The organism is Candidatus Protofrankia californiensis (assembly GCF_900634765.1).
Taxonomy (GTDB): Bacteria; Actinomycetota; Actinomycetes; order Frankiales; family Frankiaceae; genus Protofrankia; species Protofrankia californiensis.
The window spans coordinates 3283-4925 of sequence record NZ_CAAAFT010000018.1 but is presented as its reverse complement, the minus strand read 5'-3'; the positions used below and the strand labels follow the sequence as shown (position 1 = coordinate 4925).

1 protein-coding gene and 1 pseudogene are annotated in these 1643 nt (G+C 69.8%); both read right to left on the bottom strand.

What is annotated here, in order from left to right; all coding sequences use genetic code 11:
• A pseudogene (locus DD1DGNOD_RS00715) lies at window positions 1–1238 on the bottom strand (cell division protein FtsK); the annotation flags it as partial.
• Complete coding sequence (locus DD1DGNOD_RS00710) at window positions 1235–1474, bottom strand: hypothetical protein (RefSeq protein WP_131764636.1); 240 nt, start codon at window positions 1472–1474, stop codon at window positions 1235–1237. The gene DD1DGNOD_RS00710 and the pseudogene DD1DGNOD_RS00715, both read right to left, overlap by 4 nt.
• Between the last annotated feature and the right edge of the window lie 169 nt (window positions 1475–1643).

Sequence of the window (1643 nt, the reverse complement as noted above, 5' to 3'; positions counted from 1 at the left end):
TTTCCGGCGAACACGTACACCCACAGTTCGGCCAGCGGGTCGAGTGCGGCACCGAGCATCACCACCCGGGCCGCGTTCGACTTTCCCTGCCCCATCATCCCGCCGTAGACCACGTTGGCCTCCACCAGCGGAGTGCTCAACGCATCCCCGCGCTGGATGACCCCCAGCGGGACACCGGCGAACACGTCCGCGGTGCCCGCGTGCAGGAGCGGGTACTCCGGTGCCGGCTTGGAGGTGGAACCGGAGTCGGCCACCCACAGATCGACGTAGCCGGCACGCTCGGCCTTGGCGGGCCAGACCTCGAACGGATCGCGGTTGAGGTTGCGGGCCAACACATCCCGCTTGTCGACGATCATGTCGGGGGTGACCCCCATCGGCAGCGAGAACACGGTCTGATAGCCCCTGCCGTTGACCCGTACGGGCTGGAGGTCGAACCCGACGGTCCACCCATCCTTGATCGCCTTGTTCAGCGGAGCGATCCCCAGATGTGCGAGCGATTCCGCCAACCCGACCGGGGTGAGGATCGACGTCGCCTCATCACGAGCGGACGGTGCCAGCGCCCAGCCGGGCATCACACCGCCGGCCTTGCCCGCCCGGTACGCGGCCACCAGCCACGCGGGACCCGCGCCGTACACGACGACCTGCACGGCGACGGCGACGATCGTGGCCAGGATGTCACCGGCCATGGCCAGCGCACCCCAGTAGCTGCCCCAGGTGACCCCCGCCGGCGTGGTGACCGCGACGACGATGCCGAGTACCAGCAGCAGACCGGCGAGCAACGCCACCAGGGCCATGACGGCGACAACCGCGGATCGCAGGGTCGCGGGCAGGTTCAGGAGCCGCTGGCGACGTCCCGCCTTGGCTGCCTGCAACCGGTCATGCCACTCGGCGAGGGCCTCCCGGTCTCCGTCCGCACGTGCCTGTCGGATCTGCTCACGAACGAGCCCGTAGGTGGCCGCGTCGACCGCACGCCGCGCCCACACCCCGTGCCCGCGGCTGACCTGGAAAACCGACCGGGCCACCATCCGGCCTGCCGCCAGGGCCAGCGCCTCACGGGCCGCGTCATCCTCCGCCGGAACGATGCGGCCGATCGCCGTGACCGGCGGCAGGACCTCGCCGGTGAGCGGTTCGGCAACCTCCGTTGCCGTCGGTTCGGATACTGCAGGCACCCACGGCCGGATCGGGACAACATCACCCACGTCTGCCCCGTCCTTGCTCAGGCTCACCGGTGCGGTCACCGCTGCCACCCCCCGCCGGGCGTCCAGTCGGCGGGAAGCAGGAGAGTGGAGGCGCCCAGCGGGGAGATCCCGAGCGTCGTGGACACGGCCACGTCGATCCGTTCGGCCGCGTCGACGATCGCCACGACGATCAGACCGGTGATGCGCAGGACCAGGACGACAACGGCCACCAGGACCACGGCGGCAGCGGCCCACAGAGGCAGCAAGCGGAGTTCGGCGCGGATGTCGGTCTTCACGCTGCCACCTCCCCCACGATGTCTGCGACGTGCGCAAACAGCTTGTGCGCACGGTCGGTGGAGATCGATCCCCCGCGTGCCCGGATGCCGCGCGCCATCGCAGACGCGCTTACCGAACGAGCGTTCAGACGAAGCTCGGCAAGCACCTCCTTAGCGATCTTCACAAGGT